We start from the raw sequence: 22,905 nt of genomic DNA, 5'->3' as shown, positions 1-22,905 counted from the left end.
GGGCGTCCGTTCTTTGTGAAACAGCAGCAATAAAAGTCCGTAGGGGCGTTCAGGAGTCGTTAAATGTATAAAAAATTGGCCATCAGCCTGTTATTGGGGTGTGCGCTGCCGTTCGCAGCGGCCCAGGCTGAGGTTGCATCCGACGCTGGCGAGACTGTGGCCAGCGTCAGCAAACGGCTGGTTTCGTTCTACAGCCAGCCCCTGCCTTCTGCCGGCAAACTGAAACCGATCAGGGTGCCAGCGGTGCTGTCCATGCCGGCCAACCAGGCCGGGCCAGCACCGGCTGTGGTGATATTGCACGGCTCGGCGGGGATGGACTCACGCGGGCCGTTGCACGCGGCCGACCTCAATGCCCGCGGCATCGCCACGCTGGAACTGGACATGTGGGGCGCGCGCCGGCTGGCTGGCGGCGCACAGGGGCGGCCGCCCCGGGTTCACGATACCTTGCCGGACCTGGCGGGCGCCTTGTCTTACCTGGCCGATCAGCCAGGGGTCGATAGCGAGCGGGTAGGGGTGCTCGGGTTTTCATGGGGTGGCGCCCAGGCCATGCTCGCCGCGTCTGCGTCCATCGACGATGAGCTGCAACAGGCCTCTGGGGTGCGCCCCGTAGCCTTGGCAGCGTTCTATCCCGTGTGCTGGGGATACAACCGTGTGCCAGGCTATGACCTGAAGCACCTGGCGCCGGCCCGCCTGCTGGTGCTGGTCGGTGAAAAGGACCAGTACGATGATGACCCCAAGGCTTGTACCAAACTGGTTGCAAGCCTGCCTGCCGAAGACCAGGCACGGGCAAAGGTACTGGTCTACCCCGGTGCCGAGCATGGCTTCAATGGCCTGGAAGCCGCGCAGGAATACAAGGACCCGTTCCTGCACCGTGGCCAGGGCGGCTTGGGGCGTTCGGCACCGGACCCAGCGGCCCGGGCGGCGTCGCGCAAGGCTGTGGTAGCGTTTTTCACAGACAGTTTCGCGACCCCCACCGTGAGTGGTCGCTGATACTAGGTGTTTTCCTGGGTGATCACGCTGCGAAACTGCAGCGGCGGTTGCGGCATTTCCCGCCGCCAGGCCAGGCGAAAGGCATGGCTGCTGCCGTAACCGCAACGTTCGGCGATCTGTTCCACATTCAGGCGGCTGCCGCGTAACAGGTCACGGGCCAGGTCGATGCGTTGGGCGCGCAGGTAGTCCTGCAGGGTTTGCCCCGTGTTCTCGCGAAACAGGCGTGCCAGGTGCCGGTAGCTGACATTGAACTGGCTGGCCAGTTGTTCGAAGCTGAAACTGCTGCCCAGGTGCGTGTCGATATAGTCCTGGGCCGCGTGTACCAGCGGGTGGATGTGGTTGCGTGCCAGGTCGGCCGCGCGCAGTTGCACATCTTCGCCAGCACGGCGACGGTAGATCACCAGTTCCTGGGCCACCTGGTTGGCCACGGCTTTGCCGAAGTGCAGCGACACGATATGCAAGGCCAGGTCGGTGCCGCTGGACACGCCCGCCGAGGTGAACACACCGTCGTCCTCCACGAAAAGGCGATTTTCCAGCACCTTGGCTTTTGGGTAGCGTGCCTGCAGCAAACCGACATAGCGGTGATGGGTGGTGCATTCACGGCCGTTCAGCAGCCCGGCTTCGCCCAGCAGGAACGCGCCGGTGCAGATGGAACACAGTTGCACGTCTGGGGTTTGCCCCATCACGTTCGCCAGCCACTGCGCGGTTGCGGCCAAGGTCGCAGCGTCGCTGGGGCTGGTTGACAGCTTGTTGCCGACCACGAACAGCAAATCTTCGGGCGAAAGCTGTTCGGGCAGGGGATGCAAGCCGCTCAAGGTCACACCTTGATAGCTGCTCATCTGTTGTCTGGCTGCGATGCAACGGACGCTGACCGGCGCCAACCGGAGCTCTTCCAGGCTGGCCATTATCTGCAGCGGCCCGCCGAGGTCCAGAATGTGTGTGCCCGGGAGTAACAAGAACCAAATGGTGCGCATGACGGTATTCCTATGATGTTCAAGCGCCTGACGTAAAGCGGCACCTCAGCAAAATAGCGTCAAAAGGCCATGCAGTGAAAGCCTGGCCGGACCAGGCGCTGGCAATAGGAAAACTCAATGTTGACCATTGAATAGGGGTAACAGCCACCGGCGCTGGCCAGCGATAAACTCCAGACGTTCGCTGTGAAGGCATGTTGAGGGACCTGGGTGTGGACAGCCAGTATGAAATCCATTTCGTGCGTGCAGGGCACAAAGAGGTCGTGCGTGTGTGTGCCCGCAGCATGTCACACCAGCGGGCATTGGGCATTGCGCTCATGCATGTGGGGGCCTGTTACGGTCAGCTCGGCGTGGATGCCGACCTCATGGCTTTGGCTGAGCGGCTATCTGTTTCACAGGTGCGCTGGAACAGAGCCAGTCATACCATGTCGTTCGCGGAACGCTCTTCGCGCCAGGCCGTGAAGCTATGGGACAGTCAGGGCAGCCAGTAACCATCCATACTTGGCCAACGCCTGCATTCGCAAAGGTGGTGCAATGCTGTTCGCGGACCGCCTCGGCTTTCTGTGCCAAGGCGGCCTGCGGTGCGAACCTGGCAACCTTCAGGGGGCCAGGAACCGCCAGCTTTCAGTGATTTCCCGGCCCACCTGCTTCAGCCGGGAAACCCTCGGCACTTTGGGGCGAAGCTTTCCCACCAGCCGGGCCGGCTGGGCTGCTGCTGGTAGGTCTCAACCCGATCGGCGGCGCTGCCAAGCAACTCGGCCACGCTGGAACCGCGCCCCGCCACATAGGCGTCCAGCTCGCGCACCGCTTCTTCCAGTACCGCGTACCCGCCGGTGAACACCGCCGAAGTCATCTGCGTGGCACAGGCGCCTGCCAACAGGAAGCGGGCCACATCGCGCCCGCTGCGTGCCCCGTTGGTGGCGATCAGCGGGTAGTCGTCGGCCATTGCCTTGCGCGTTTGCATCACCCAGCGCGCGGTCAGCGGCAGCGCCCAGCTTCCGCCGATCGCCGCACTGGTGCCGAGCAACGGCAAGCCCGTTTCCAGGTCCGGCAGGAAGCCCATGAACCTGCCCATCAGCACCACACTGTCGGCACCGCCACGGCGCGCTGCCTGGGCAAGGCCCACCACGTCCTCGCTCTGCCCGGTCAGCTTGATCCACAAGGGCAGGCTGGTCGCCTGGCGCAGCCGCCGGACGATCGCTTCGATCCGCGCTGCACCGCGCTCCAGCACAATGGCGCCCTTGGCCGCTTCCTCGCCATGCGGGGCGCCGATATTCAGTTCGAGCACCCGCAAACCGGCCTGCTCGATACGCTGGGCAAACGCGGCGCACTGCTCCAGGTCACTGAGAATCAGGCTGGGAATCACGTATGCCTGCTGTTCGCGCGCCTCGCGGTCCAGCACCACCAGCTCTTCCAGCCACTCGTCGAACCCCCGCTGCAGCAGCCCGGAGCGGCCGAACAGGCTGGCTTCGGCTGGCGGCCGGAAATTCCAGGGCAGGCGGTTCCACTGCGCGTCCAGCAGCACGTAGTCGGTCTTGTCCAACTGGTCCTTGGCGGCCTGTGATTCGTTGGTGGACTTGGCCACCACCGCCCCGGCGCCGGTGGCCAGTGCAGCGCGGATGGCGGCAGCGGTCATGGTCTGCTCACCGGCGCCACAGATCACCGGGTTTTTCAGGGTCAAGCGGCCAATCTGCGTGGTCAGTCGTGTCATGCCCGTGCCCTCACAGGTTCATCAGGCGCGCGGCGTTGCCCGAGATCATCTTGCGGATGTCTGCGTCGCTGTACTGCAAGTCCAGCAACTGGCCAATGACATTGCGAAAGCCGTCGGCGATACCTGGGTTGCCCTGCTGGCCGAGGTCCGAACCAAGGATGGTCAGGTCGACGGTGCCAGCCTCGATCACCTCGCGCAGGAAGGTGTCGTCGTAGAACTTGAACTTCGAACCGGGTACCCACATGCACATCGAGTGCTCCATGAACACGCCGTCCTTGGCCAGTTGGCGCATGTCGTCCAGGGTGGCGTCGACCACGTAGGTCGGGTGGTTGACCAGCAAACGCTTGACCCCGCGCTGGCGGGCCTCTTCGAACAGTGGCCAGATCTCGCGGATGTTCAGGTGGCCGGCGGAAAGCACCACGTCCTGTGCGGCGATCAGGTCGAGAATGGCCTTGACCTCGTCCTTCAGGCGCCCGGCCTCGTCCAGCACGGTCAGCGGAATCGGCTGCAGCATGCGCTGGGTGGTCTGGGGGAATTTTTCGACGAACTTCACGTCCTGGTGATGGTGGGCGATGTGGTTGGCCGAAGAGAAGGTCGGCATCCACACCAGCTTCGCCCCCAGGGTCAGGCCGTGCTCCACGGCGTGTACGTTCAGCCCGCCCACGGCATTGTTCAACGGCACCCCGGACAGCATGTGCACATCCAGTTCGCTGAAGTGCTTGTTCAACAGGTGGGTGACCGGCGTGCAACTGTAGTAGTGGTCCTTGAGCAACACGGCTTTCAGGCCGGCCTCGGAGGCTTCGCGCATGGCTTCGACATGGTCGCAATAGCGCGGCATGACCGAGGGGCCGCTGTGGCAGTGCAGGTCGATGGCGCCTTTGAGCAGGCGCTCGATGTGCGCCTGGCGTGCTTCGCTGGTGGGGGTGTCGATGATGGCATTCATGGCAGGGCTCTCTTGTTGTCTGACGGGTCAGTGGGCCGACCCGGGGAATTGGCGGACTTGCTGGCCCCAGCCGGCACGCAGCAGCGCCTGGTCGGAACCGAGAATGAAGAAGCTCACGCCACGGGCAGCAAAGCGCTGCAGGTCGTCGTGGCTGGACACGAACATGCCAGTCGGCTTGCCGGCCGCCTGGGCGGCGTCCAGTACCCGGTTCACGGCGTCTTCCACGCGTGGATCGTCGAGGCGCTCGGCACCCAGCGACACGCTGAGGTCGGCACGCCCCACCAGCAGGCAGTCGATGCGCGCCAGCCGGGCCAGGTCGTGCAGGTGGTCCAGGGCTTCGCGGTCTTCGATCTGGGCGATCACCGCGTGGCGACCGTCTTCGGCGGCCAGGTGCTCGGCCAGGTTGGCGCGGCCGTAGCCACCGGCCCGGGGCGAGTTGGAAAAGCCCCGGCAACCGTCGCGGTAATGCAGCGCCTGCAACACCGCGCTGGCCTGGTCGGCACTGGTGATATGCGGCAGCACCAGGCCGTCTGCACCCAGGTCCAGCGCTTGCTGCAAGGTGGCCGGGCGTTTGTCCGGCACCCGCACCAAGCCACCGGTGCGTGCCGCGCGGCAGGCCAGCAGGCAGAGGTCCAGGGCGGCGGCACCGAAGGGGGCGTGCTCGGCGTCCAGTACTACCGCGTCCAGCCCGGCATCGCCGGCAATCTCGATCACCGCGTGGCTGGGGGTCTTGATGAAGGTGCTGAGCAGCGGTTGGCCCTGGCGCAGGCGCTGGGCGAAGGTCATGCCGGCTTACCCTTGCCATGGGTGAATTCGGCGGCCTGGTACTCGATCAGGTGGCGGTAGTCATCGCGGATTGGCGAAAACACGTCGAGGTTCATTACCACTTCATCGCCTACCGGCTCGGCGTAATGCACCACGTGGGGCGGGATGCGGATCATGCTGCCCGGGCCGCCCTCGACCACTTCGTCATCAAGGTGAAAGCGCACCCGGCCCTGCACGATGATGACCAGTTGCTCGAAGGTATGGCTGTGGGGGAACACGTCCATGCCGGGTGTCAGCCAGTTCATGACGCACAAGGTGTCGTCGCCACGGAATGCCACGCGCTCGACGCCTTTGCGCACGGTTTCGCGCGGCAGTGCATTCCAGTTGTGAAGCAGGGCCTGGGCAAGACTCATCAAGGTGTACTCCATTTCTCTTGTAGGAATAGTGTTTCTCTGTGCGATAAACCTACGCCGGCTGTCCGTACCCGGTCAAGTGCCTTTTTCGACCTTGACAGCGGTTCTGGAGCGCACCTAGGATTGTGTCGTACAAAAAAACAACGTTTCTACAAAAGAAACAAAGTAAAGGAAGTGCCATTCATGCGAGTCATTCAATCCCTGCTGATCGACGGGCAGTGGTCTGCCGGTAACCATCCGCGCCAGGCCGACGTCTTCAACCCGGCCACCGGCGAAGTCATCGCCCACCTGGGGCTGGCAGATGCCGGCGACCTTGAACGGGCCCTTGCGGCCGCCGCGCGTGGCTTCGAGGTCTGGCGCAAGACCTCGGCCTACGAGCGCTCGAAAGTGCTGCGCCGGGCGGCCGACCTGGTGCGTGAACGTGCCGACGAGATCGCGGCGCTGATCACGCTGGAGCAGGGCAAGCCGCTGGCCGAGGCGCGCCTGGAAGCGTTCGGCGCCGGCGACCACATCGACTGGTACGCCGAGGAAGGCCGCCGCGCCTACGGCCGGGTAATCCCGCCGCGCGCCACAGGCGTTCGCCAACTGGTGCTGCGTGAGCCGATCGGCCCGGTCGCGGCGTTCAGCCCATGGAACTTCCCGGTCAGCCAACTGGTGCGCAAGATCGCCGGGGCGCTGGCTGCCGGCTGCTCGATCATCGCCAAGGGGCCGGAAGAAACGCCGTCTTCGTGCATCGAGCTGTGCCGCGCCTTCCAGGATGCTGGCGTGCCGCCTGGCGTGCTGAACCTGGTGTTCGGTGTGCCGGCCGAGGTGTCTGACCAACTGATCCGCTCCGAGGTTATCCGCAAGGTTTCCTTCACCGGCTCGGTGCCGGTCGGTCGCTCCCTGGGCGCGCTGGCCGGGCAATACCTCAAGCGCTGCACTCTGGAGCTGGGCGGGCATGCGCCGTTCATCGTCTGCGATGATGCCGACATCGACGCGGTAGCCACCCTCGGGGCCAACCTCAAGTTCCGCAATGGCGGGCAGATCTGCGCCTCGCCTACGCGCTTCTATGTCCAGGCCAGCGTGTACGAGCGCTTTGTCGAGACCTTCTGCCGGGTCAGCGCCGGCCTGAAAATGGGCGATGGCCAGGACGCCAGCACCCAGCTTGGCCCCCTGGCCAACCCGCGCCGGGTCGCAGCCGCCCAGGAATATGTCGACGACGCCCTGGCGGTGGGGGCGCAGCTGCGCCTGGGCGGGCAGGGCGGTGAGGGGGGCGGCTTCTACTACCCGGCCACGGTGCTCACCGAGGTGCCGGACAACGCCCGCATCATGAGCGAGGAGCCGTTCGCGCCGATTGCCTCGATCGTTGCCTTCGACACCCTCGAAGCGGTGGTCGCCAAGGCCAACAGCCTGCCCTTTGGCCTGGCGGCCTTCGCCTTCACGCGCTCGGTGCAGCGTGCCACTTTGCTGGCCGACGAACTGCAAGCGGGCATGGTTTCGATCAACCATTTCGGCCTGGCTGCACCGGAAACACCGTTCGGCGGCGTGAAGGACAGCGGCTACGGCAGCGAAGGCGGCAGCGAGGGCCTGGACGCCTACTTCACCACCAAGTTCGTCAGCCAGGTCGGCTGAGTTTTTTCACTCAAGAGAACAACAAGAATGGATACCTTCGATTACATCGTGATCGGAGCCGGATCGGCCGGCTGTGCGCTCAGCGCACGGCTGGCCCAGGCCGGCAAGCAGGTGCTGCTGCTCGAAGCCGGCCCGGCCGACAATCACCCCTATGTGCACATTCCCGGCACCTTCATCCGCGTACACGGTACCCGGCGCACCTGGATGTACCGTACCCAGCCCGAACCGTTCGTCAACCAGCGTGAAGTGTTCATCCCCCAGGGCCGCACCTTGGGTGGCGGCAGTTCGGTGAACGCGATGATCTACATCCGTGGCCAGGCCGAAGACTATGATGATTGGCAGAACGCTGGCTGCCCTGGCTGGGGCTGGAACGACGTATTGCCGGTGTTCCGCCGCTGCGAAGCCAATGCCCGGCTAGGCGGGGAACTGCATGGTCGGCAGGGGCCGTTGAAGGTCAGTGACCCGCGGCACAGGCATTTTCTCAGCCGTGCCTTCGTCGATGCGGCCGTGCAAGCCGGCGTGCCGGCCACCGATGACTTCAACGGCGCGCAGCAGGAGGGTGCGGGCTTCTACCAGACCACCACCGCCGCTGGGCGCCGCGCCAGCTCGGCTGCTTCCTACCTGCGGCCGATGCGCAGCAACTCCAACCTGCGGGTGATGACCGGGGTGCACGCCACCCAGCTGCAGTTCGACGGTGCCCGGGTGGTTGGCGTGCAGGCCAGGGACGAGTCGGGCCGGGCCCTGGCCTTCCGCGCCCGTGGCGAAGTCATTGTCAGTACCGGCGCCATTGCCTCGCCCAAACTGCTGATGCTTTCCGGCATTGGCCCGCGCGAGCACCTGCAGGCCCTGGGCATCGATGTGCGGGTGGACGCCCCGCAGGTCGGCGAGAACTTCCAGGACCACCTGAGCGCCTCGGTGTATGCACAAACCCGCGAGCCGGCCAGCCTGCTTGGCCATGACCGTGGCCTGCGTGCCCTCGGCCATGGTTTGAAATACCTGGCCACGCGCCGCGGGCTGCTCAGCTCGAACGTGGTGGAAAGCGGCGCCTTCGTCGACGCTACCGGTTGTGGGCGCCCTGACGTGCAGTTCCATGTGGTGCCTGCGCTGGTCGGTGACATCGACCGGCTGCCGCCGGCTGGCCACGGTATCTCAGTCAACCCCTGCGCCCTGCGCCCGCGCTCCCGTGGCCGGCTGCGGCTGAAAAGCGCCGACCCGTTGGCCGACGTCGCGCTCACCGCCAATTACCTGAGCCACCCCGAGGACATGCGCACCTTGGTGGCCGGTATCAAGCTGGCGCGCAAGATTCTTCGCGCCCCGGCCTTGGCCGGCGTGGTCGAACGCATGCTGATGCTGCCCGAGCATGACGACGTACCCGACTCGGTGTTCGAGGACTACGTGCGTACCGTCGCCAAGACCGTGTTCCACCCGGCCGGCACCTGCCGCATGGGGTCCGATGAAGCGGCGGTGGTCGACCCAGCCCTGCGGGTGCGCGGCGTGCAGGGGCTGCGGGTGGCCGACGCTTCGATCATGCCGACGATCGTCAGTGGCAATACCAATGCGCCATGCATCATGATCGGCGAGCGCTGCGCCGACTTCATCCTGTCGGCCCAGGGCTGAACAGGCTTGCTTCACCACCACAACAATTACAAAAGAGTACTGCGATGAAGCTCATAGCCCGCAACACGTTCGACAACGAGCAGGACAGTGTGCTGTACAACCGCATCGCCTGGCGGTTGCTGCCGTTCCTCTTCGTGCTTTACATCATTGCCTTTCTCGACCGGGTCAACGTCGGTTTTGCCAAGCTGCAGATGTCGGCCGACATCGGCCTCAGCGACCTGGCGTTCGGCTTTGGCGCCGGGGTGTTCTTCATCGGCTACTGCCTGTGCGAGATTCCCAGCAACATGATGTTGCAGCGGGTCGGGGCGCGCTTCTGGATCACCCGGATCATGGTGATGTGGGGCATTCTGTCGGTGTCGATGATGTTCGTGCAGACGCCCAACCAGTTCTATGTACTGCGCTTCCTGCTGGGCATGGCCGAGGCCGGGTTCTATCCGGGGGTGGTGCTGTACATGACCTACTGGTTCCCGTCCTACGCCCGTTCCCAGGCCATGGCCTGGTTCAACCTGGGCATCGCCATGGCGGGCGTGCTGGGTAGCCCGCTGTCGGGCTGGATCATGCAGACCTTTGCCGGTGTGCACGGCCTGGCTGGCTGGCAATGGCTGTTCCTGATCGAGGGTACGCCAGCGGTACTGCTGGGCATCGTGGTGTTCTTCTACCTGGACGACCGCCCTGGCAACGTGCACTGGCTCAGCCCAGAGCAGAACCAGCGGGTGGTGCGCCAACTGGCGGCGCAACGCCAGGCCCAGGAGCAGGCGGGGGCCGGGCACAACTTCCGTGCAGCGTTCGTCAACAAAGACTTGTGGCGGTTGATCTACGTGAATTTCGCGCTGCTGTGTGGGACCTACGGCGTGAGTTTCTGGCTGCCGCAGATCGTCCAGAGCCTGGGCAGCCAGAGCCTGACGCACACCGGGCTGATCGCCGCAATTCCGTTCGCGGTGGCCTCGGTGGTAATGCTGGTGGTCAGTCGGCATTCGGACCGTACCCGTGAACGGCGCTGGCACGGCACGCTGTGCAACCTGGCCTCGGCGGCCGGGCTGACGATAGCGGCGGTGTTCCACGACCAGCCGGTGCTGTCGCTGGCGGGCCTTAGCCTGGCGATGTCGGGTGGCCTGGCGGGTTTCTGCGTGCTGTGGGCGCTGCCCGGTGTGCTGCTGACCGGCACGGCGGCAGCGGCCGGTATCGCCCTGATCGCCACCATCGGCAACCTTGGGGGCTATGCCAGCCCGTTCATGATGGGCTGGGTGAAGCAGGGCAGTGGGCACCTGGAGTATGGGCTGTATGTGCTGGCGGTGATGACCCTGATCGGTGCGTGGGCGATGTTCTCGGTCAAACCGCCGCAGCCGCACCGTGCGCCGGCGGTGGCGCAGCCTTCTGGCGTTTGATGTCGTAGGCCAACACAAGCGTTTCGCCGAGCGATACAATCGGGTCTTTCCCAAGCCCGAATGCGAGGTGAACGCTTGAACCAGGATGATGAAAAGCCCGCCAGCGGCCCTGCGCTGCTCGAGTCGGTGGAGATGGTATTCCGCCTGCTCGACGAACTGACCGCTGCGCGGCGCCCGCTTGGCGTCACCGAGCTGGCCCAGCAACTGCAAACCGCCAAGCCGCGTACCTATCGGCACCTGGCCTCGATGCGCCAGCTCGGTATTCTCGAACAGGACCCGGCCACCGAGAAATACCTGCTGGGTGCCCGCCTGGTGGCTTATGGCGAAGCGGCCAGCGAACAGTTCGACCTGCGCGCCATTGCCGACCCTTACCTTACCCGCATTCGTGACGCCACGGGCCAGACGGCCTTGCTGGCGGTGGCCACCCATGACACGGCGCTGGTGGTGTCCTGCGTGGAGTCCAAGGCCAATGTGTGCATTTCGGTGAAACCGGGTAACCGCGTGTTGCCGTACTGCTCGGCGCAGGGGCGCACGGTGCTGGCATTTGCCGACGCGGCCAGCCAGCAGCGGGTGATGCGGCGCAAGATGCCGCAACTCACCGAACTGACCTTGCATGAGCCCGACGCGCTGGCCGCGCGGCTGGCGTTGATTCGTGAACGTTTGTATGACGATGCGGACGGCGAGGTGACATTAGGGATCAATGCGCTGTGCTGCCCGATTTTCCGCGATAACGACCAGATTGTCGGGACCATTGGCATTGTCGGGCCGAGCGCCGCTATTCCGTCGCCACCACCGGCGGCGATGTTGCGCGAGTTGCAGTCGGCGGCGGCGGAGATCAGTGAGCGCTTGCACGCGGGCACGTATCAGCGGTTGTGATGTAGCAGCGGCTTGAGCCGCGAACACCGGCAAAGCCGCTGCCAGCCACCGCGGTGCCTGCTTCGCGGGCACGCCCGCTCCCACAGGTTGAGGTGCTGGCTTCAAGCTCACGCTACCGATGCGGCTTCACGCTCGCGCTAGCGATGCGGCTTGAGGCTCACGCTACCGATGTAGGAGCGGCTTTAGCCGCGAAAACCGGCAAAGCCGGTGCCAGCCACCGCGGTGCCTGCTTCGCGGGCGCGCCCGCTCCCACAGGATGTAGCAGCGGCTTCAGCCGTGAACACCGGCAAAGCCGGGCTCTGGCGTCAGAAGATATTCAAGGGGTATTCGGTAATCACCCGCACCTCATTGAAGTTCAGGCCGCGGTCCGGGCTGCGGAAACTGGCTTGGCGAACCCTGAACGACAGGTCCTTCGCCGTACCCGACTGCACCACGTACCTGAGCTCCAGGTCCCGCTCCCACGCCCGACCGTCATCGGTTTGCGCAGTGTGGAAATCAGTGCCGCGCAAGTACCGCGCCATGACACTCAAGCCCGGTACACCCAGCGCCACGAAGTCAAAGTCATAACGCGCCTGCCATGACCGCTCGTTCTCGTAGTTGAAGTCCGAATACTGCACCGAGTTGGCCAGGAACACCGTACTGTTGCCGTCCACGCCATAGGTATAATTGCCCGTCCCGCTGACCCGCTGGTGGGCCAGCATGAAGCTGTGCGGGCCGGCTGCCAGCGTGGCCGACAAACTCCAGATCCGGTTGTCCAGGTCCCCGGCGCGCTGGGCGCCCTGGCTGCGGGTGTCATAACCGTTGAAGTCGAACTTCGCCGCATACCTGTCATTGATCGGCAAGACCAGGGTCGCACCCAGGTAGTACTTGCGCCAGTAATCCTGAACATCGGAATGATAGGCCCGGGCACTGAACGCCTTGTTGAAGTTGTAGTTGCCGCCAATCAGGTCCAGTGACGTCAGGCCGCCACTGTCATGTTCACTCTGGTCACGGCTGCGCAACGCTGTGAAGTGTCCGGCATTCAAGGTGAGGTCGGGTATTTCCTTGCTGGTCAACAACCAGCCCTGGGTGGTTTCCGGCAGCAAGCGCGTGTCGGCGGTGGCCAGCACTGGCAGGTTCACCACCTGTTCGCCGAACTTCAGCACAGTGTTCGACAGGCGTGCCTTCACCGCCGCACCGCCCTTGGCATAACTGTTTTTGGCGCCATCGCTGTCTTCTTCGAGCAGCAGCGTGCCGCCCCCTTTGCGGCCGCCCCCGGTGTCCAGTTTCAAGCCCAGCAGGCCAATGGCGTCGACGCCAAAGCCGACCGTGCCTTCGGTGTAACCGGACTCGAAAACACCGATGAAACCCTGCGCCCACTCCTCGGAATAGTTCTGCGCCGTGCGGTCATCGAGGAAGTTACGGTTCATGTAGAAATTGCGGGCTTTGATCGAGAATTGCGCGTCGTCAAAGAAGGCGTTGCCGTCGGCCATGGCGTTGCAGGTAAACGCGCAAGTTACAGCCAGTGCCAGTGAAGTCTTCTGAGCATTCATATTGTTATTGTCCAGGCGTGTGCGTGTACGCAGCGGTGATCCGGGCGATCACGGCTGTGCGTTCAAGTTCGATAAAGCAGAAGGTGTGCGGGCAGTTCTTAGGGTTACAGCGGTTTTTGACGTTGAACGTCCCCCTTGTCAGGCAGTTATATTTGTTTTTATCTGCGAAACATCGTTTCTCTGAGTGAGATGGATGTTAAGGACCCTGCCAAGCGGCTGTCAAGGGTGGAGAAGATGAGCGGAAAGCCACCAGGACCGGACCACCCGCCCGCTATTAATTCTCCATTCGCAACAATGGCTTCGATATTTGCATTTGATTGATTTATGCAGCCCTGTCACGCTCTCGCGCTACGCGAAATCACGCCTGAGCCCGGCCCGGTCCGCTGTGCCGCCCAGACGGCGCGCCCAGCTGCCCTTGCGCACCCATTACAGGGCGACCTGGCAGCCAAATCGTTCAAGGATGCAATGATATGAATAACTGGCTTACCAACCTCACAGTCGCCAAGAAGCTGATGTTTGGCTTCGGGCTGCTATTGCTGTTGGTGATTTTGAGCATTGGCGCAGGTTGGAACGCCATCAGCAGTTTGTCCTACCGGATGGACCGCATGAGTACGGTCAACCGGCTGATGGACGACATATCCAAGATGCGCCTGGACCGTTCGGCTTATCTGCAGAGTGAGGGCGACGCCCAGGCTGCCAAGGTGCTGCGGGACAAGATCGCCGAAGTTGGGCAGCACCTGGGCGAGCTGCAAGGGTTCTTCGCCAACGACGAGAATGCGCGGCGCATTGCCGCAATGGCCGAACACCTGGGCGCCTACCAGCGGGGTATCGAGGGGTTGGGCGGGGCCTATGAGCAGATCGAGCAGTCGCGGGCGGTACGCCGCAGCAGCGGCGACAGCGCGCTCAAGCGCCTGGATGAGCTCGACAGCCTGACGGGTGAACAGAACGGCGTGCGTGACCAGGCACTGTACAAGGCGGCCAACGACCTGCAGATGCAGTTTCTGTATGCGCGCTTTGAAACCCGTGGCTATACCTACGGTGGCAATGGCAAGCAATACGCTGCTGCGGCCAAGGCCGTTGACGCGACACTGACCCAGTTGCAAACCCTGGGCGATGCTCTGCAGGGCTCGCGTGCAAGCCTGCTCGATGAGCTGACGCAATCCGTTACCGCCTACCGGGCCTCGCTGGACACTCACCGGGCGGCGTTGGCCCGCATCGACACACTGCTGCAGGAGGTTCAGAAGCACGGTGATGCACTGCTGCAGACCAGCCAGGACCTGTACGACCAGCAGATGCAGATGCGCCAGGACGATACCCGTGATGCGGCGTGGACGCTGATCAGTTGCCTGGTGCTGGCGCTGCTGCTGGGCGGGCTGGCGGCCGTGTTGATCACGCGCCAGATCGTGCCACCCCTGCGTGAAGCGTTGGCCCGGGTGCGGCGCATTGCCGAGGGCGACCTGAGCGTCTTCGCCACGGGCTCGCGCAAAGACGAAATCGGCGAGTTGCAAGATGGCTTGCAGCACATGACCGGCAGCTTGCGACAACTGGTTGGGCATATCGGTGATGGGGCGACGCAGATCGCCAGCGCCACCGAAGAGCTGTCGGCGATTACCCGGCAGACGCAGGCAGGCGCTACCGAGCAGATGCAGGAAACCGAGCAGGTGGCTGCGGCCATGCACGAAATGACCACCTCGGTGCAGGATGTGGCCCGCAACGCGGTCGAAACCGCGCGCTCGGTCAACCAGGCGGCGCAGGATGCTGTCAGTGGCGGCGACATCGTCAAAAGCGCAATTGCGCGCATCGAAAACCTGTCTGCCGAGGTGGAGCTGACCAGCGCAGCGGTGAGCACGCTGGCTGAAGAAAGCGGGCGCATTGGCAGTATGCTCGACGTGATCAAGGCGGTGGCCGAACAAACCAACCTGCTGGCATTGAACGCAGCGATCGAGGCCGCGCGTGCAGGCGAGGCCGGCCGTGGCTTTGCCGTGGTAGCGGACGAAGTGCGTGCCCTGGCGCAGCGCACCCAGCGCTCAACCGAAGACATCGAACAACTGATCGCAGCCCTGCGCGCGGGCACGCTGCAAGCCGTGCAGCGCATGGAAACCAGCCGCGGCCTGACCGGCGAGAGCGTGCAATTGGCCCGCGATGCAGGCATTGCGCTGGACAACATCACCCACAGCATCGGCGGCATTCAGGGCATGACCCAGCAAATCGCGGCGGCTGCCGAACAGCAGGGTGCCGTCGCCGAAGAAATCAATCGTAATGTGCTGAACGTACGCGACATTACCGAACAGGCGCAAACCGCCAGCGAACAGACCAGCACGGCCAGCCTGGAGTTGGCCGGTTTGGGCAATTCACTACAGGGGCAGGTACGCCGGTTTCAGCTCTGACCCGGCCTGAGGTAGCGCGCCGTTAAGGGAAAACCCGCATTGCTGGAACGTGGGGTGGGGCCTAGGATGGTCATCGACGTCAACCTTTATCGAGGAGTACGCGATGACCACTGCAGCCGAAGACAAACGCCCAACCCCAGACCCTGCTGAGGTGGGCGCGTTTTTCCCCTCACCGTATTCGTTGAGCCAATACACTTCGCCCACCTCTGACCTGAGCGATGCCGAGTACCCTGGTGCGTACAAAGGTGGCCGCTGGAAGGTTCTGGTCATCGGTGCCGATGAGCGCTACCTGCAAACTGCCAATGGCACCCTCTTCTCGACAGGCAACCACCCGGTAGAAACCTTGTTGCCCATGTACCACATGGACAAGGCGGGCTTCGCTTTCGATATCGCCACGGTGTCGGGCAACCCGGTCAAGTTCGAATTCTGGGCCATGCCCTCGGAAGACCAAGAGGTACAAGCGTTTTACCGCAAGTACCAGGCGTCATTCAGGCAGCCGCTGAAGCTGGCAGAGGTCGTCAAGGCCTTGGGTGATGACTCCGACTACATCGGCGTGTTCATTCCCGGGGGGCACGGTGCGCTGATCGGCTTGCCGGAAAGCAGCGAGGTCAAACAGGTGCTGGAGTGGGCGGCCGACCACGATAAATTCATCATTTCGCTGTGCCATGGCCCCGCGGCACTGTTGGCCGCGGGCATGGGTAAAACGGCGGAAAACTACAGGTTCAGCGGCTACAAGATCTGTGCGTTCCCTGACGCGCTGGATGCGCAAACCCCGGATATCGGCTACATGCCGGGGCACCTGACCTGGAAGTTTGGTGAGAGGCTGCAGGCCTTGGGGGTAGAGATCATCAACCAGGACATTACTGGCAAGGTGTACCGGGACCGCAAGTTGCTCACCGGCGACAGCCCGCTTGCGGGCAACAACCTTGGCAAGCTGGCCGCGGCCGCCCTGTTGAAAGAAACCTCCGGGCGATGACCTGCGGCGTAGCCGAAGTGGCGATACAGGTGGCCCTGGCGGTGGAACGTGCCACGACGCTGGCGGGTGTCCAGGATGCGCTGCGCCCCTTTGCCATGCGCTTGGGCTACGACCGCTTCGTGCTCTTCTCGGTGCGCGCAGTCGCAGATGCGCTGGTCGACCGGGTGTACTGGGTGGAGGGCGACTGGTGGGGAGATGGGCAAGCTATCGACGCCAGGACCTACCTCACGCGTTGCCCGGTCACCCGGCATATCCTTGAAGCGCGGGCGCCGTTTTTCTGGACCAAGACCTGTGACGAAAAGGGCGAGCGTTACCGGGTGGTGCGGCGGCCGGCAGGCGCGGGTGTCCACGGTTTACAGTTGCCGGTATTCGGGCCGCAGGGGCTGGAAGGTGCGATGAGCCTGGGCGGGGCGCGCATCGATAGCAGCCCTGAGGCGCGCCTGATGCTGGCCATGGTCGCTACCGCCGCCTTTCATACCGCCCGCCGTTTGCTCCAACCGCCCCTGGCGGCGAGTGCCACGCAACTATCGGCGCGGGAGCGGGAAGTACTGCGCTGGACCGCTGCCGGAAGCCGGCAAGCCGATATAGCTGCAACCCTTGGCTTGTCGGAACGCACCGTCGAGAACCACCTGCGTGCGGCGCGGCGGCGCCTGGGTGTGGCAACCACGGCTCAGGCGATCAAGATCGCCCTGCACAATGGCGAGTTGGGCAGCCGCCCGGAATAGGGCGGTGGCCGGGTTTCAGGCCGCAAATACCACACCGGTACGGGCAGCCGCATTGCGGATATGCTCCTGCATGGCACGCTGTGCACCGGCCTGGTTGCCACGGGCCAGTTGGCGCAGGATCTTGCGGTGTTCTTGCCAGGTTTCCATGGCCCGCTCGGGGCGGATGAAGGGCAGTTTCTGGCTTTCCAGGAAAATGTCCTGGCTGGCGGTGATCACCTGCAGCATCGCCAGGTTGCCGCTGGCCTCCAGCAGGCGCCGGTGGAAGGCGTAGTCGAGGCGGGCGGCGGCGTCGAAACGGCCGGCACGCAGCTCCTGGCGCATCGCCTCGACATTCGCCTCCAGCGCATCGATATCCGCACCGGTCAGGTACAGGGCCGCCAGGCCTGCCGCGAACCCCTCCAAGGCATAGCGCAACTGGAAGGTGTCCACCGCCGATACCTGTTCGGCGTATGGCCAGGAGAACGTGGCCGCCGGGGGAGCCGAGGGCGCCTGGACGAAAACGCCCTTGCCCGGTTGCACGCTCACCAACCCCAGCGCACTCAACGACGACAGCGCTTCGCGCAGCGACGCACGGCTGATACCCAACTGCTCGGCCAGGTCGCGTTGCGATGGCAGGGCATCGCCGGGTTGATAGTCGCCTGCCTCGATCAGCTTGCGAATGGCCTGCAAGGCTATTTCCGGAACGGCGCGGGGGAGCGTGTCGAGCATCTGTTCAGACCAGTTGGGAAGCGGTCTGCGCTTTGTAAAGGCTTTACCGGGTGTCTGGCAAGCCTCGCTCCGTGCTGGCGCAAGGGCAGGGCAGGTTGCACGAAAGCGGGGCACGGCCGCGGCTGGCGGGCTGACTGTTCAGACCAGTAAGACCGCGAACAGCCGCATGCCCAGGGCTTTTCCGGGGCCAGGCGCCAATGCTGGCACGGGCTGTGCAGTTTCAGCGCTAACGACCTTCTGCATACCCCGAGGCTTTCCCATGAAAAACATCCGCTCCCTGTTGCTGGCGACGCTGCTGTGTGGTGGCGCACTGGGCGCTGCCCAGGCCCAGGCCGACGCCCTGGCCGACATCACCGCCCGTGGCGTGCTCAAAGTGGCCGTGCCCCAGGACTTTCCACCGTTCGGCTCGGTCGGCCCCGACCTCAAGCCCCGCGGCCTGGACATCGACACTGCGCAGTTGTTGGCGGACAAGCTGGGCGTCAAGCTGGCCCTCACGCCCGTCAACAGCACCAACCGCATCCCGTTCCTCACCACGGGCAAGGTCGACCTGGTGATCTCCAGCCTGGGCAAGAATGCCGAGCGCGAAGCCGTGATCGATTTCTCCCGCCCTTATGCGCCGTTCTACTTGGCCGTGTTCGGGCCGGAGCAGACGTCGATCAGCGACATCAATGACATTGCCGGCAAGACCATCAGCGTGACCCGCGGCTCGATCGAGGACATGGAACTGACAGCGGTTGCCCCCAAAGGCGCGGTCATCAAGCGGTTCGAGGACAATAACTCCACCATCGCAGCGTACCTGTCTGGCCAGGTTGAACTGATTGCCAGCGGCAGCGTGGTGATGGCTGTCATCGCCGAGAAGAACCCGGCCAAGGTGCCGGTGATGAAGGTCAAGCTCAAGGACTCGCCCGTGTACGTCGGGCTGGCCAAGCAGGAGCCTGCCTTGCTGGCCAAGGTCAATGCCACCCTCGATGCCGCCAAGGCAGACGGCAGCCTCAACCGCAATGCTGAAAAATGGTTGAAGCAACCATTGCCGGCCGACCTCTGAACTGCCCCTGGATTCGCTGACTGATGGCCTATCAATTCGATTTCGCGCCCGTGTTGGCCCAAGGCGACCTGCTGCTCAAGGGGGCGTTGTTCACGCTCCAGCTGACCGCAGTGGGCACCCTGTTCGGGGTAGCTCTGGGCGTACTTGGCGCTGTGGCGCGTGCCTGGCGGCTCAAACCGTTCGATGTGCTATTCGGCGTGTACGTGGAACTGATCCGTAACACGCCCTTCATCGTGCAGCTGTTCTTCATCTTCTTTGGCTTGCCCGCGTTGGGTGTGCGCCTGACGGAATGGCAAGCCGCGGTGCTGGCCATGGTGATCAACCTGGGGGCCTATTCCACCGAAATCATCCGCGCCGGTATCCAGGCCATTCCCAAAGGGCAACTGGAGGCGGCGGCGGCACTGGCCATGAGCCGCGCCGAGGCGTTTCGCCATGTGGTCCTGCAACCGGCGCTGGCCAAAGTCTGGCCGGCCCTGTCGAGCCAGATCGTGATCGTCATGCTGGGCTCGGCGGTTTGTTCGCAGATCGCCACCGAAGAGTTGTCGTTCGCAGCCAACTTCATTCAGTCGCGCAATTTCCGGGCGTTCGAGACTTACCTGCTGACCACGGGCCTGTACCTGATCATGGCCATTGCGGTACGCCAGCTGCTGCTGTGGTTCGGGCAGCGCTTTCTGATGGGGAAACGATGAATGGAGTTCACCTTATGGGACATCGTCCGCAACTTGCTGGTCGGCATGCAGTGGACCCTGCTGCTGTCGCTGGTGGCGTTCATCTGCGGGGGCGTCGCCGGCCTGCTGGTGCTGCTGGCGCGCCTCTCTGACAACTTCGTGCTGCGCGGGGCCGCCAAGGGCTATATCGAGCTGTTTCAGGGCACGCCACTGCTGATGCAGTTGTTCATGGTGTTTTTCGGCATTGCCCTGTTCGGCGTCGATATTTCGGCCTGGATGGCGGCGGCCATCGCCTTGACGTTGTTCACCAGTGCCTTTCTCGCCGAAACCTGGCGCGGCTGCGTCGAGGCCATTCCACGTGGCCAGTGGGAAGCCTCGGGCAGCCTGGCCATGACCCGGCTGGAGCAGATGCGTTACGTGATCCTGCCCCAGGCGCTGCGGATTGCCGTGGCACCTACCGTTGGCTTCTCGGTGCAGGTGGTCAAAGGCACGGCGGTCACTTCGATCATCGGCTTTACCGAGCTGACCAAGACCGGCGGCATGCTCGCCAACGCCACCTTCGAGCCCTTCCTGATCTACGGCTTGGTGGCCGTGGGTTATTTCATGCTCTGCTACCCGCTCTCGCTGAGCGCCCGTTACCTGGAAAGGAGGCTGCATGCCCCTGCTTAGAGTGTCTGCGTTGCACAAGTACTATGGCGACAACCACGTGCTCAAGGGCGTAGACCTGAGCATCGAAGAGGGTGAAGTGGTCGCCATCATCGGCCGTAGCGGTTCCGGCAAAAGTACCTTTCTGCGTACGCTCAACGGCCTGGAGTCGATCAGTGACGGCGTGATCGAAGTGGATGGCGAGTACCTGGATGCCGCGCGCGCCGACCTGCGCACGCTGCGGCAGAAAGTCGGCATGGTGTTCCAGCAGTTCAACCTGTTCCCGCACCTGACGGTGGGCGAGAACGTCATGCTCGCGCCGCAGGTGGTGAAGAAGACGAGCAAGGCCCAGGCCCGCCAACTGGCTGAGCAAATGCTGGTCAGGGTTGGCCTGGGCGACAAGTTCGACGCCTACCCGGACCGCCTTTCTGGCGGGCAGCAGCAACGGGTGGCTATCGCCCGCGCCCTGGCGATGTCGCCCAAGGTTTTGCTGTGCGACGAGATCACCTCGGCGCTCGACCCGGAACTGGTCAACGAAGTGCTCGGCGTTGTGCGGCAATTGGCCAAGGAAGGCATGACCTTGATCATGGTGACCCATGAAATGCGCTTTGCCCGTGAAGTGGGTGACAAGCTGGTGTTCATGCACCACGGCAAGGTTCACGAAACCGGTCACCCACGTGATGTATTCGCCGCGCCGCGTACGGCGGAGCTGGCGAATTTCATTGGCAGCGTAATGGGCTGAGGGGGCAGGCTTCAGAGGGGCTGCGGCGGCGGGCCTGAAGTGAACCGGCAGCGGGCATCAGCTGCACCATGCCCACACCAGTAACGCCGCCAGCCCAGCCCCGACCGCCACCGAGCAGCCGCCCAGCGACAGCGCCGCCCGGCCTTGCCGGTACCAACCATCCTGGCCAAGCTGGCGCGCCGGCGCCAGCAGGCTGCGCCAGCGTAATTCCGTTTGGTGAAACGCCTGCAGGTTCGCGGCATCTGCGTCCAGCCAGCGGCGGAAGTCGATGCGCTCGCATGCGGTCACCTGGGGGCTCTGCAAGCGCACGTACCATTGGCTGGCCACGCTTGCCAGCACATCCCGGCGCGGGCGCCCGGCCATCAGGGCCTGGTCCATGTTGCGTTCGACAGTGGCCAGTGGCAGGTCAAGGCGGGTGGCAATGCTGGCGAAGTCCAGCTGGTCGAGGCGGCTCAGCAGCATCACTTGCTGCACCCGGCGTGGCAGCCGCTTCAGCGCGTGCAGCAGGGCATTGTCGGCATCAGGCTCATTGACCGCGGTGGGGTGTTCGACGGGCAGCAGCAGACGGGTCATGACCGGCTCCTTGCGCTACAAAGGGGAAGGGGTGGGGGCATCTTCCGTGATGCGTGGTCAGCGTAGGCGAAACGAGATTGATTCTCAAGTGCTGATTGCGCAAAGTTTTGTAATGAGCGTTCACGCCCTGAAACACATTTGCTACCATGCGCGCCATCACGATCTTCATTAGCCTGAAGAGCCAAAAAAAAGACCCGGCAAAAAGCCGGGTCAAAAACCGTGATTAGCCTGATGAGGAGATAATCTGAAAGCGACCTAAGCTTTCAGGTTATCCAGCAGATCTCGCGATCAGCTGAGTGCAATAATAATCGTTATCATTTGCCAGTCAAATGAATTTTCATCATTCCGGTAAAAAAGTTTTACCGGTGCGCTTCCTTGTCCCGGCAATCGGGGCCTTTGCCGTTACGCGGCCATCACGTGCTCTCCCGTCCGTACATCTACAAACCCCGGTCTTCACGTTGCTTGTGCTCCAGCAGCGCACGTGCCATGTCCATCATGTGCATCAGCGCGAAGGTCAGCTCGCGCTGGCTGCCGTGCTGGTGCGTGGCGGTTTCCTGTGCGGTGGCGGCAGCGCAGCGCAGCAGGGCGATGGCGTGTTCCTGGGCCTGCTCGCTGGTCACGCCTTCGTGCAGGGTCCAGATCTTGTTGTCCAGCGTCGGGCGTGGCGGGTTGGGGTTGAGGTAGTAGTCGAGGGCGCGGCGGGCGGCTTCGCTGTCGAGATCTGTTTCGTCGTTTTTCGGTAGTTTCATCCTGATACCTGCTAATGCCAGTAAGGAAAGGGATCAGGCTGATACTAATACCCAGAGTATTTGAATTGCCACCAAGAAATAATACTGAATGTTTATTGAGCGCCAGAAGGCAGTCCGTATCGTGCCAGCGATGAATATGGATAAATGGATTGCCCTCGTCCGTGACCGGATGGAGGAGCTAGGGCTTACCCAAGAGCAGCTTGCCGAGCGCGTTGGCGTGTCTCAAGGCAGCGTAGGGCATTGGGTGAACAAAAGGCGTCAGCCGAAGATCGAGTCGATGAACCGCACGTTCGTCGAGATTGGCATGCCTCATTACCACGTCAGCTTGCAGTTGCGCGTTCAGGGCCAGGTCGGCGAGGAGCGCGGTACCTACGAGGTGGATGACGATGATGATGACCTGGACCTGATGCAATACATCGTATGTTTCCGCTATCCGGTGTTGAGCTGGGATCAGCTAGGTGGTGCCCAGATCGCGGAGCCTGCTGAGTTCGAGCAGACCGATTACCTGGCTCAGGGGAAGGCGTTCTGGCTGACGGTGGAAAATGATGCGATGAGTGCTATCAGTGGCCGCAGTGTGCCGCAGGGCATGCGAATGCTGGTGGACCCTGGGGCGCAAGCTGTACCTGGGCGTCTGGTGATTGCGCGTCAGCCAGGTAAACCGGCGATTTTTCGTGAATTGGCCGAGGAGGGTGGGCAGCGGTATCTCAAGGCATTGAACAGTAATTACCCGGCCTTGTTGTGCGAGGAAGGCTGCGAGTTCTTGGGGGTGGTTGTGCGGGTGCATGGCTCCTTCTAGGTGTTTTGAGGTTGTGAGGCCGGTGAGTGTAGGGCTTGGGTAGTGGGGCGCCTGTGAGATCGAGCGCCGCCCAC

The 22,905-nt window shown here is 63.4% G+C and carries 23 protein-coding genes and 1 pseudogene; 15 read left to right on the top strand and 9 right to left on the bottom strand.

All coding sequences use genetic code 11. The annotated features are described in order from the left end of the window. The first annotated feature begins 63 nt into the window (after positions 1-63). Positions 64-990: a dienelactone hydrolase family protein gene (locus APH30_RS04665; protein WP_054911799.1), complete on the top strand. Its 927-nt coding sequence runs from the start codon at positions 64-66 to the stop codon at positions 988-990. 2 nt (positions 991-992) lie between these two features. Here APH30_RS04665 and APH30_RS04660 read toward each other — a convergent pair whose 3' ends face one another. Then, complete coding sequence (locus APH30_RS04660) at positions 993-1,964, bottom strand: GlxA family transcriptional regulator (RefSeq protein ID WP_054911798.1); 972 nt, start codon at positions 1,962-1,964, stop codon at positions 993-995. Positions 1,965-2,173: 209 nt separating this feature from the next. On the opposite strand from APH30_RS04660, the gene APH30_RS04655 reads away from it, so the two are divergent. Further along, positions 2,174-2,452, top strand: a complete 279-nt coding sequence (locus tag APH30_RS04655) for a hypothetical protein (RefSeq protein ID WP_146226856.1) — start codon at positions 2,174-2,176, stop codon at positions 2,450-2,452. Between the two features lie 158 nt (positions 2,453-2,610). On the opposite strand, the gene APH30_RS04650 is transcribed toward APH30_RS04655, so the two are convergent. Genes APH30_RS04650 through APH30_RS04635 form a run of 4 tightly spaced genes read right to left on the bottom strand, consistent with a single transcriptional unit; the run spans position 2,611 to position 5,793 of the window. Further along, positions 2,611-3,672, bottom strand: coding sequence for a dihydroorotate dehydrogenase (locus tag APH30_RS04650; protein ID WP_054911796.1), 1,062 nt, complete (start codon positions 3,670-3,672; stop codon positions 2,611-2,613). Positions 3,673-3,682: 10 nt separating this feature from the next. Then, positions 3,683-4,615 (bottom strand): DUF6282 family protein, encoded by a 933-nt coding sequence (locus APH30_RS04645; protein ID WP_054911795.1) that lies wholly within the window; start codon positions 4,613-4,615, stop codon positions 3,683-3,685. Between the two features lie 27 nt (positions 4,616-4,642). Then, on the bottom strand, positions 4,643-5,401 hold the full coding sequence (locus APH30_RS04640) for an HpcH/HpaI aldolase/citrate lyase family protein (RefSeq protein WP_054911794.1): 759 nt from the start codon (positions 5,399-5,401) through the stop codon (positions 4,643-4,645). Further along, entirely contained in the window at positions 5,398-5,793 is a 396-nt protein-coding gene (locus tag APH30_RS04635) for a cupin domain-containing protein (RefSeq protein WP_054911793.1), read from the bottom strand. The genes APH30_RS04640 and APH30_RS04635 overlap by 4 nt, the downstream gene beginning before the upstream one ends. A 183-nt stretch (positions 5,794-5,976) precedes the next feature. Here APH30_RS04635 and APH30_RS04630 point away from each other — a divergent pair, with 183 nt between their 5' ends. The 4 genes from APH30_RS04630 to APH30_RS04615 all read left to right on the top strand — a co-directional run bounded on the left by APH30_RS04630 (position 5,977) and on the right by APH30_RS04615 (position 11,285). After that, a complete protein-coding gene (locus APH30_RS04630; protein ID WP_054911792.1) occupies positions 5,977-7,407 on the top strand; it encodes an NAD-dependent succinate-semialdehyde dehydrogenase in 1,431 nt (476 codons plus the stop codon). 27 nt (positions 7,408-7,434) lie between these two features. Then, entirely contained in the window at positions 7,435-9,024 is a 1,590-nt protein-coding gene (locus tag APH30_RS04625) for a GMC family oxidoreductase (protein ID WP_054911791.1), read from the top strand. 44 nt (positions 9,025-9,068) lie between these two features. Further along, entirely contained in the window at positions 9,069-10,409 is a 1,341-nt protein-coding gene (locus tag APH30_RS04620; RefSeq protein ID WP_054911790.1) for an MFS transporter, read from the top strand. Between the two features lie 75 nt (positions 10,410-10,484). Further along, on the top strand, positions 10,485-11,285 hold the full coding sequence (locus APH30_RS04615; RefSeq protein ID WP_232108467.1) for an IclR family transcriptional regulator: 801 nt from the start codon (positions 10,485-10,487) through the stop codon (positions 11,283-11,285). A 305-nt stretch (positions 11,286-11,590) separates the two neighbouring features. Here APH30_RS04615 and APH30_RS04610 read toward each other — a convergent pair whose 3' ends face one another. Further along, positions 11,591-12,817 carry an OprD family porin gene (locus APH30_RS04610; RefSeq protein ID WP_054911788.1) on the bottom strand — a complete coding sequence of 409 codons (1,227 nt, stop codon included), beginning with the start codon at positions 12,815-12,817 and terminating at the stop codon, positions 11,591-11,593. 470 nt (positions 12,818-13,287) lie between these two features. Between APH30_RS04610 and APH30_RS29830 the strand changes: the two are divergent. The 4 genes and pseudogenes from APH30_RS29830 to APH30_RS04595 all read left to right on the top strand — a co-directional run. Beyond that, a pseudogene (locus APH30_RS29830) lies at positions 13,288-14,349 on the top strand (methyl-accepting chemotaxis protein); the annotation flags it as partial. Continuing rightward, on the top strand, positions 14,341-15,204 hold the full coding sequence (locus tag APH30_RS29825) for a methyl-accepting chemotaxis protein (RefSeq protein ID WP_371262777.1): 864 nt from the start codon (positions 14,341-14,343) through the stop codon (positions 15,202-15,204). The pseudogene APH30_RS29830 and the gene APH30_RS29825, both read left to right, overlap by 9 nt. Positions 15,205-15,307: 103 nt before the next feature. Beyond that, positions 15,308-16,180, top strand: coding sequence for a glyoxalase III HchA (hchA, locus tag APH30_RS04600; protein WP_054911786.1), 873 nt, complete (start codon positions 15,308-15,310; stop codon positions 16,178-16,180). After that, positions 16,177-16,905 (top strand): PA1136 family autoinducer-binding transcriptional regulator, encoded by a 729-nt coding sequence (locus tag APH30_RS04595; protein WP_054911785.1) that lies wholly within the window; start codon positions 16,177-16,179, stop codon positions 16,903-16,905. The genes hchA and APH30_RS04595 overlap by 4 nt, the downstream gene beginning before the upstream one ends. A 15-nt stretch (positions 16,906-16,920) precedes the next feature. On the opposite strand, the gene APH30_RS04590 is transcribed toward APH30_RS04595, so the two are convergent. Further along, on the bottom strand, positions 16,921-17,613 hold the full coding sequence (locus APH30_RS04590) for a FadR/GntR family transcriptional regulator (protein ID WP_029887434.1): 693 nt from the start codon (positions 17,611-17,613) through the stop codon (positions 16,921-16,923). A gap of 259 nt (positions 17,614-17,872) precedes the next feature. On the opposite strand from APH30_RS04590, the gene APH30_RS04585 reads away from it, so the two are divergent. From APH30_RS04585 to APH30_RS04570, 4 genes are read left to right on the top strand one after another with little or no spacing between them, the layout of a single operon-like run. After that, a complete protein-coding gene (locus APH30_RS04585; protein WP_054911784.1) occupies positions 17,873-18,658 on the top strand; it encodes a transporter substrate-binding domain-containing protein in 786 nt (261 codons plus the stop codon). A 23-nt stretch (positions 18,659-18,681) separates the two neighbouring features. Continuing rightward, complete coding sequence (locus tag APH30_RS04580) at positions 18,682-19,347, top strand: amino acid ABC transporter permease (protein ID WP_054911783.1); 666 nt, start codon at positions 18,682-18,684, stop codon at positions 19,345-19,347. Beyond that, a complete protein-coding gene (locus tag APH30_RS04575) occupies positions 19,348-19,995 on the top strand; it encodes an amino acid ABC transporter permease (protein ID WP_009686365.1) in 648 nt (215 codons plus the stop codon). After that, complete coding sequence (locus APH30_RS04570; RefSeq protein WP_054911782.1) at positions 19,982-20,713, top strand: amino acid ABC transporter ATP-binding protein; 732 nt, start codon at positions 19,982-19,984, stop codon at positions 20,711-20,713. The genes APH30_RS04575 and APH30_RS04570 overlap by 14 nt, the downstream gene beginning before the upstream one ends. A 57-nt stretch (positions 20,714-20,770) precedes the next feature. Here APH30_RS04570 and APH30_RS04565 read toward each other — a convergent pair whose 3' ends face one another. Then, positions 20,771-21,286 (bottom strand): DUF4880 domain-containing protein, encoded by a 516-nt coding sequence (locus APH30_RS04565; protein WP_054911781.1) that lies wholly within the window; start codon positions 21,284-21,286, stop codon positions 20,771-20,773. 437 nt (positions 21,287-21,723) lie between these two features. Next, a complete protein-coding gene (locus tag APH30_RS04560) occupies positions 21,724-22,035 on the bottom strand; it encodes a DUF6124 family protein (RefSeq protein WP_009686368.1) in 312 nt (103 codons plus the stop codon). 88 nt (positions 22,036-22,123) lie between these two features. Between APH30_RS04560 and APH30_RS04555 the strand changes: the two genes are divergently transcribed. After that, positions 22,124-22,831, top strand: coding sequence for a LexA family transcriptional regulator (locus tag APH30_RS04555; protein ID WP_009686369.1), 708 nt, complete (start codon positions 22,124-22,126; stop codon positions 22,829-22,831). Positions 22,832-22,905: the final 74 nt, after the last annotated feature.

The sequence above is a fragment of the Pseudomonas sp. NBRC 111127 genome (assembly GCF_001320345.1).
GTDB lineage: Bacteria > Pseudomonadota > Gammaproteobacteria > Pseudomonadales > Pseudomonadaceae > Aquipseudomonas > Aquipseudomonas juntendi.
Note: the sequence above shows the minus strand (reverse complement) of the source record. Positions and strands in the feature narration are given on the sequence as shown.

What these genes read in the sequence shown, in the direction of transcription:
- APH30_RS04580 (WP_054911783.1), top strand. Translation starts at nt 18,682, where the DNA reads ATGGCCTATCAATTCGATTTCGCGCCCGTGTTGGCCCAAGGCGACCTG.
- APH30_RS04555 (WP_009686369.1), top strand. Translation starts at nt 22,124, where the DNA reads ATGTTTATTGAGCGCCAGAAGGCAGTCCGTATCGTGCCAGCGATGAAT.
- APH30_RS04650 (WP_054911796.1), bottom strand. Translation starts at nt 3,672, where the DNA reads ATGACACGACTGACCACGCAGATTGGCCGCTTGACCCTGAAAAACCCG.
- APH30_RS04620 (WP_054911790.1), top strand. Translation starts at nt 9,069, where the DNA reads ATGAAGCTCATAGCCCGCAACACGTTCGACAACGAGCAGGACAGTGTG.
- APH30_RS04565 (WP_054911781.1), bottom strand. Translation starts at nt 21,286, where the DNA reads ATGACCCGTCTGCTGCTGCCCGTCGAACACCCCACCGCGGTCAATGAG.
- APH30_RS04625 (WP_054911791.1), top strand. Translation starts at nt 7,435, where the DNA reads ATGGATACCTTCGATTACATCGTGATCGGAGCCGGATCGGCCGGCTGT.
- APH30_RS04560 (WP_009686368.1), bottom strand. Translation starts at nt 22,035, where the DNA reads ATGAAACTACCGAAAAACGACGAAACAGATCTCGACAGCGAAGCCGCC.
- APH30_RS04665 (WP_054911799.1), top strand. Translation starts at nt 64, where the DNA reads ATGTATAAAAAATTGGCCATCAGCCTGTTATTGGGGTGTGCGCTGCCG.
- APH30_RS04660 (WP_054911798.1), bottom strand. Translation starts at nt 1,964, where the DNA reads ATGCGCACCATTTGGTTCTTGTTACTCCCGGGCACACACATTCTGGAC.
- APH30_RS04570 (WP_054911782.1), top strand. Translation starts at nt 19,982, where the DNA reads ATGCCCCTGCTTAGAGTGTCTGCGTTGCACAAGTACTATGGCGACAAC.
- APH30_RS04635 (WP_054911793.1), bottom strand. Translation starts at nt 5,793, where the DNA reads ATGAGTCTTGCCCAGGCCCTGCTTCACAACTGGAATGCACTGCCGCGC.
- APH30_RS04595 (WP_054911785.1), top strand. Translation starts at nt 16,177, where the DNA reads ATGACCTGCGGCGTAGCCGAAGTGGCGATACAGGTGGCCCTGGCGGTG.
- hchA (WP_054911786.1), top strand. Translation starts at nt 15,308, where the DNA reads ATGACCACTGCAGCCGAAGACAAACGCCCAACCCCAGACCCTGCTGAG.
- APH30_RS04590 (WP_029887434.1), bottom strand. Translation starts at nt 17,613, where the DNA reads ATGCTCGACACGCTCCCCCGCGCCGTTCCGGAAATAGCCTTGCAGGCC.
- APH30_RS04610 (WP_054911788.1), bottom strand. Translation starts at nt 12,817, where the DNA reads ATGAATGCTCAGAAGACTTCACTGGCACTGGCTGTAACTTGCGCGTTT.
- APH30_RS29825 (WP_371262777.1), top strand. Translation starts at nt 14,341, where the DNA reads ATGACCGGCAGCTTGCGACAACTGGTTGGGCATATCGGTGATGGGGCG.
- APH30_RS04630 (WP_054911792.1), top strand. Translation starts at nt 5,977, where the DNA reads ATGCGAGTCATTCAATCCCTGCTGATCGACGGGCAGTGGTCTGCCGGT.
- APH30_RS04575 (WP_009686365.1), top strand. Translation starts at nt 19,348, where the DNA reads ATGGAGTTCACCTTATGGGACATCGTCCGCAACTTGCTGGTCGGCATG.
- APH30_RS04640 (WP_054911794.1), bottom strand. Translation starts at nt 5,401, where the DNA reads ATGACCTTCGCCCAGCGCCTGCGCCAGGGCCAACCGCTGCTCAGCACC.
- APH30_RS04645 (WP_054911795.1), bottom strand. Translation starts at nt 4,615, where the DNA reads ATGAATGCCATCATCGACACCCCCACCAGCGAAGCACGCCAGGCGCAC.
- APH30_RS04585 (WP_054911784.1), top strand. Translation starts at nt 17,873, where the DNA reads ATGAAAAACATCCGCTCCCTGTTGCTGGCGACGCTGCTGTGTGGTGGC.